Annotated in this window: 4 protein-coding genes; all 4 read left to right on the forward strand. The window is 71.7% G+C overall.

Annotation, left to right across the window (positions count from 1 at the left end; translation table 11 throughout):
* The first annotated feature begins 220 nt into the window (after positions 1–220).
* The 4 genes from ACWGKU_RS38520 (at position 221) to ACWGKU_RS38535 (ending at position 5,421) form a co-directional block, all read left to right on the forward strand.
* Entirely contained in the window at positions 221–985 is a 765-nt protein-coding gene (locus tag ACWGKU_RS38520; RefSeq protein WP_359911141.1) for an IclR family transcriptional regulator, read from the forward strand.
* A gap of 306 nt (positions 986–1,291) precedes the next feature.
* Positions 1,292–2,029, forward strand: coding sequence for an MIP/aquaporin family protein (locus ACWGKU_RS38525; RefSeq protein ID WP_452180954.1), 738 nt, complete (start codon positions 1,292–1,294; stop codon positions 2,027–2,029).
* A 99-nt stretch (positions 2,030–2,128) separates the two neighbouring features.
* On the forward strand, positions 2,129–3,649 hold the full coding sequence (gene glpK, locus ACWGKU_RS38530; protein ID WP_359911136.1) for a glycerol kinase GlpK: 1,521 nt from the start codon (positions 2,129–2,131) through the stop codon (positions 3,647–3,649).
* Between the two features lie 176 nt (positions 3,650–3,825).
* Positions 3,826–5,421 (forward strand): glycerol-3-phosphate dehydrogenase/oxidase, encoded by a 1,596-nt coding sequence (locus ACWGKU_RS38535; RefSeq protein ID WP_401043990.1) that lies wholly within the window; start codon positions 3,826–3,828, stop codon positions 5,419–5,421.
* Positions 5,422–5,510 lie beyond the last annotated feature (89 nt).

The raw sequence follows: 5,510 nt of genomic DNA on the forward strand, positions 1-5,510 counted from the left end.
GGTGGGGGGGGCGCCGGGGGGGGGGGGGGGGGGGTGCGGGGGGGGGTGGGGTTTGGGCCCGGCGCCGGGCCGTCCGCGCACCCGGCGGACCGCGCCGCGGGCGGGAGGGCCCGGGCGGGTTACCCGGGGGGAAGGTGCACGGAGTCCGGGCGGCCTGGCAGACTCGTCCCGTCATCACTGTGGTCGACATTGTCGACCGCCTTTCAGCGCGGAGGTACCCATGCCCGGCCCGATCCAGTCGCTTTCCCGGGCCGCCGCGATCATGCGCCTGCTGGCCGGCGGTGAACGCCGGCTGGGCCTGTCCGAGGTGTCGACGGCGCTGGACCTGGCCAAGGGGACCGCGCACGGCATCCTCCGCACGCTGCAGCAGGAGGGGTTCGTCGAGCAGGACCCGGAGACCGGCAAGTACCAGCTGGGCGCCGAGCTGCTGCGGCTGGGGCAGAGCTACCTGGACGTGCACGAGCTGCGGGCACGGGCGCTGGTGTGGGCGGACGACCTGGCCCGGGCGTCCGGGGAGACGGTCTACCTGGGGGTGCTGCACCAGCAGGGCGTGCTGATCGTGCACCACGTGTTCCGGCCGGACGACACCCGGCAAGTGCTGGAGGTGGGCTCGATGCAGCCGCTGCACAGCACCGCGCTGGGCAAGGTGCTGGTGGCCTACGACCCGGTGGCGCGCGGGGAGCTGGGCGACGGGCCGTACGAGTCGTACACCGTGCGGACGCTGACCGGGGCGGCCGACGTGGACGCCGAGTGCGCGCTGATCCGGGAGCGCGGCTGGGCGGACTCGATCGAGGAGACCTGGGAGGGCGTGGCCTCGATCGGCGCGCTGATCCAGGACCGGCGGCGCAACCCGGTGGGCGCGGTGTGCATCAGCGGGGCGGTCGAGCGGGTCTGCGAGGACGGCTTCGTGAAGCCCTCGCTGGTGGCCTCGGTGCGCAGCGCGGCGCGGGCGATCTCCCGCGACCTGGGCGCCGGGCGGTTCTGAGCACATCCACGGACGGCCCGCCGAGGGCCGTCGATTCGTCACGCTGAGGCGCGGACGGGCGGGAGCCCTGTCCGCGCCTCTGGCGTTTTGTCCCGTTTCGGGGCGCTCCGCTCGGTAACGTCGACGGACCTGCCGAGGCGAGGGTCACAGCTGCGTAACCCTGCCTTGACGTGGGGGCGACCTGGGGAGGAAGCTTCCGCATGACGGTCGACATTGTCGAACGATGGCCGGAGAGATCGCTCCCACAGTGCGCTCATCCGCACAGCGATCGACCGGCCGCCTGCCCCCACCTACCCTCCGGGCCATATGGACAAGGGAGTCTTTGTGTCCGCGTTCTCCAACGGCGACGTCTTCGTCGGCGAAACCCTCGGCACCGCCGCCCTGATACTCCTCGGCGGTGGCGTCTGCGCCGCCGTGACCCTCAAGAAGTCGAAGGCCGTCAACGCCGGCTGGCTGGCGATCACCTTCGGCTGGGGATTCGCGGTCCTCATCGCCGCCTACATGTCGGCTCCGAAGTCCGGCGCCCACCTGAACCCCGCCGTCACCATCGCGCTCGCGGTGAAGAGCGGCGAGTGGAGCCAGGTGCCGCTCTACCTCGGCTCCCAGCTGCTCGGCGCGATCATCGGCGCCGTACTGGTCTGGGTCACCTACCTGGGCCAGTTCAACGCGAACGAGGAGCCCACCCTCGGCATCTTCTCGACCGGCCCCGAGATCCGGAACCCGATCCAGAACGTGCTCACCGAGGTCATCGGCACCTTCGTGCTCTGCTTCGCGATCCTCACCATCGGCACCAACTCCGGCCTCTCCCAGTCCGGCACCGGCACCCTGATGGTCGCCTTCACCGTCGTCGGCATCGGCCTCTCGCTGGGCGGCCCGACCGGCTACGCGATCAACCCGGCCCGTGACCTCGGCCCGCGCATCGCGCACGCCCTGCTGCCGATCCCGAAGAAGGGCGGCTCCGACTGGTCGTACGCCTGGATCCCGGTCGTCGGCCCGATCCTGGGCGGCCTCGCGGCCGGTGGCGTCTACAACGCCATGTTCTAAAGGACGGGTTCGCCCCCGCCGTACACGGGGACTGACCGGACAACGCGCGTCAGGCCCACCCACCCCGTATCCCCCGAACCCGAGCCGAGGACCCTCCCCATGACCTCCACCGGTAACTACATCGCCGCGATCGACCAGGGCACCACCTCCAGCCGCTGCATCATCTTCGGCGCCGACGGCCGGATCGTCTCCGTCGACCAGCAGGAGCACCGGCAGATCTTCCCCCAGCCCGGCTACGTCGAGCACGACGCCGCCGAGATCTGGACCCGGGTGCAGTCCGTCGTCCGCGGCGCGCTGGAGAAGGCCGGCCTGACCAAGGACGACATCCGCGCGATCGGCATCACCAACCAGCGCGAGACCACCGTCCTGTGGGACAAGAACACCGGTGAGCCGGTGCACAACGCGCTGGTGTGGCAGGACACCCGCACCGAGGCGCTCTGCCGCGAGCTCGGCCGCAACGTCGGCCAGGACCGCTTCCGCCGCGAGACCGGCCTCCCGCTGGCCAGCTACTTCGCCGGCCCGAAGATCCGCTGGCTGCTGGACAACGTCGAGGGCCTGCGCGAGCGCGCCGAGGCCGGCGACATCCTGTTCGGCACCATGGACACCTGGGTCATCTGGAACCTCACCGGCGGTGTCAACGGCGGCAAGCACGTCACCGACGTCACCAACGCCAGCCGCACCATGCTGATGAACCTGAACACGCTGGCGTGGGACGAGAAGATCGCCGACTCGATGGGCGTGCCGATGGCCGTCCTGCCGGAGATCCGCTCCTCCGCCGAGGTCTACGGCGAGGCCGTCGGCGACCTGGCCGGCGTCCCGGTCGCCTCCGCGCTCGGCGACCAGCAGGCCGCGCTGTTCGGCCAGACCTGCTTCGACGAGGGCGAGGCCAAGTCCACCTACGGCACCGGCACCTTCCTGCTGCTGAACACCGGCGAGAAGATCGTCAACTCGTACCACGGCCTGCTGACCACCGTCGGCTACCGGATCGGCGACCAGGCCCCGGTGTACGCCCTGGAAGGCTCGATCGCCGTCACCGGCTCGCTCGTCCAGTGGCTGCGCGACCAGCTCGGCATCATCTCCACCGCCGCCGAGATCGAGACCCTCGCCAACACCGTCGAGGACAACGGCGGCGCCTACTTCGTCCCGGCCTTCTCCGGCCTGTTCGCCCCGTACTGGCGCTCCGACGCCCGCGGTGTGATCGCCGGTCTGACCCGGTACGTCACCAAGGGCCACCTGGCCCGGGCCGTCCTGGAGGCCACCGCCTGGCAGACCCGCGAGGTCGTCGACGCCATGCAGAAGGACTCCGGGGTCGAGCTCACCGCCCTCAAGGTCGACGGCGGCATGACCAGCAACAACCTGCTCATGCAGAACATCGCCGACGTCCTGGACGCCCCGGTCGAGCGCCCGTACGTGGCCGAGACCACCGCCCTCGGCGCCGCCTACGCGGCCGGACTCGCCGTCGGCTTCTGGAACGACCTCGACACCCTGCGGGCCAACTGGCACCGCGCCGCCGAGTGGACCCCGCGCATGGACGAGGCCACCCGGGAGCGTGAGTACAAGAAGTGGCTCAAGGCCGTGGAGCGCACCATGGGCTGGGTGGAGGAGGAAGAGAACAACTGACCGACAAGCCGGTCGGGGCCCCGCGCCCCGACCGGCCGCCCGCTGTTCCGGCAACGGGTGTCACCGGGTTCAACCGGCCCGCCGCACCGGGCCGACCGGCCTCTCCCGCAGAGGCCGCACCGCACACGAGAGGAGTAACGGCGCCGCCCGACCCGCGCGCGCCGTACACAACCACCATGGCAACCATTCCGACCCTGGGCGCCGAGCGCACCGCCGGCCACACCGCCTCCCGCGCCGAGACCCGCGAGCTGCTCGGCAAGGCCACCTACGACCTGCTGGTGATCGGGGGCGGCATCCTCGGCACGGCCGTCGCCTGGACCGCGTCCCAGGCCGGCCTCAAGGTCGCCATGGTCGACGCCGGCGACTTCGCCGGCGCCACCTCCAGTGCCTCCTCCAAGCTCGTCCACGGCGGTCTGCGCTACCTGCAGACCGGCGCGGTCAAGCTGGTCGCGGAGAACCACAAGGAGCGCCGCGCGCTCTCCACCGACGTGGCCCCGCACCTGGTCAACCCGCTGACCTTCTTCGTGCCGGTCTACAAGGGCGGCCCGCACGGCGCAGCCAAGCTCGGCGCCGGCGTCTTCCTGTACTCCGCGCTGTCCGCCTTCCGCGACGGCATGGGCCGGGTCTCCACCGCCGCCCACGCCGCCCAGCAGGTGCCCGCGCTGCGCACCGAGGGCCTGCGCTCGGTGGCCGTCTACGGCGACCACCAGATGAACGACTCGCGCGTCGCCGTGATGACCGTGCGCGCCGCCGTCGACGCCGGCGCCGTGGTGCTCAACCACGCCGAGGTCACCGGCCTGCGCTTCACCGGCGGCCGGGTCACCGGCGCCGACCTGCGCGACCGCCTGGACGGCAGCGAGTTCGGCATCGACGCCCGCCTGGTGCTGAACGCCACCGGCCCGTGGGTGGACCACCTGCGCACGATGGAGGACGCCGGCGCCGCGCCGTCGATCCGTCTCTCCAAGGGCGCCCACGTGGTCGTCAAGCGCCGCTCGCCGTGGCGCGCCGCGCTGACCATCCCGATCGACAAGTACCGCGTCTCCTTCGCCATCCCGTGGGAGGACCACGTCCTCCTCGGCACCACCGACGAGGAGTACACCGGCGACCCGAAGGACGTCCGGGCCACCGAGGCGGACATCGACCAGATCATGGGCGAGGCCGCGCACGCGATCCGCGACGAGCACCTCGACCGCGACCTGATCACCTACTCCTTCGCCGGCCTGCGGGTGCTGCCGGGCGGCCCGGGCGACACCGCCGCCGCCAAGCGCGAGACCGTCGTCACCGAGGGCCGCGGCGGCATGCTGTCGGTCTCCGGCGGCAAGTGGACCACCTACCGGCACATCGGCCGCGCCGTCCTGGAGAAGCTGGCCCACGTGCCCGGCACCAGCCTCGGCGAGGACATGTCCCCGATCGCCCCGACCGTCCCGCTGCCGGGCGTCGGCGCGCCGAACGCGGTGGCGCACCGCCTGCTGATCGACCGTGAGCCGGGCTCGCGGATGGAGCCGCTGGTGGCCAAGCACCTGGCCAGCCACTACGGCACGCTGTCCTTCGACATCGCCCGCATGATCGACGAGAACCCGGAGCTCGGCCGGCCGATCCACGAGGACGGTCCGGACGTCTGGGCGCAGGTCGCGTACGCGGCGGACAACGAGTGGGCGTACACCTCGGACGACGTGCTGCGCCGCCGCACCACGATGACGGTGCGCGGGCTGGACACGCCGGAGATCAAGGCCGAGGTCGAGGCCTTCCTCGCGAAGCGCGGAAACAAGTAGGCACAGCCTCGCGAAGCGCGGAAACAAGTAGGCACAGCCTCGCGAAGCGCGGAAACAAGTAGGCACAGCCTCGCCAAGCAGGTCGAGGC

Source organism: Kitasatospora sp. NPDC054768 (assembly GCF_053612025.1).

Excerpts from the sequence above, each read along its gene's own strand:
- ACWGKU_RS38520 (WP_359911141.1), top strand. The coding sequence starts at position 221 with ATGCCCGGCCCGATCCAGTCGCTTTCCCGGGCCGCCGCGATCATGCGC.
- ACWGKU_RS38525 (WP_452180954.1), top strand. The coding sequence starts at position 1,292 with ATGGACAAGGGAGTCTTTGTGTCCGCGTTCTCCAACGGCGACGTCTTC.
- glpK (WP_359911136.1), top strand. The coding sequence starts at position 2,129 with ATGACCTCCACCGGTAACTACATCGCCGCGATCGACCAGGGCACCACC.
- ACWGKU_RS38535 (WP_401043990.1), top strand. The coding sequence starts at position 3,826 with ATGGCAACCATTCCGACCCTGGGCGCCGAGCGCACCGCCGGCCACACC.